We start from the raw sequence: 375 nt of genomic DNA on the forward strand, positions 1-375 counted from the left end.
CTGGGCGAAGCGGAATATATGGTGCGCGCCTCCGGTTATTTGCAAAGCTTAGAAGATTTTCAATCAATTCCCTTACTCACCACTGATGCCGGTATATCGGTGACTTTGGGCGATGTCGCGCATATTCAAATTGGCCCTGAAATTCGGAGGGCTATCAGCGAGCTCAACGGTGTCGGTGAAGCGGTGGGCGGCATCATCGTGATGCGCTCTGGCAAGAACGCCTTGACCACCATTGCTGCTGTGAAAGACAAACTGAAAACTTTGCAAAAGAGTTTGCCCGAGGGTGTGGAAATTGTTCCGGTTTATGATCGCTCAGGCTTGATAGAGCGAGCTGTCCATAATCTTAATGAAAAGCTTGTTGAAGAATTTATTGTT

Annotated in this window: 1 protein-coding gene; it reads left to right on the top strand. The window is 48.0% G+C overall.

From position 1 onward, the window contains the following. On the top strand, positions 1–375 hold a 375-nt coding region (locus tag B3182_RS00010), incomplete at both ends, for an efflux RND transporter permease subunit (RefSeq protein WP_292751058.1).

The organism is Methylophaga sp. UBA4204, assembly GCF_002379485.1.
Classification (GTDB): Bacteria; Pseudomonadota; Gammaproteobacteria; order Nitrosococcales; family Methylophagaceae; genus Methylophaga.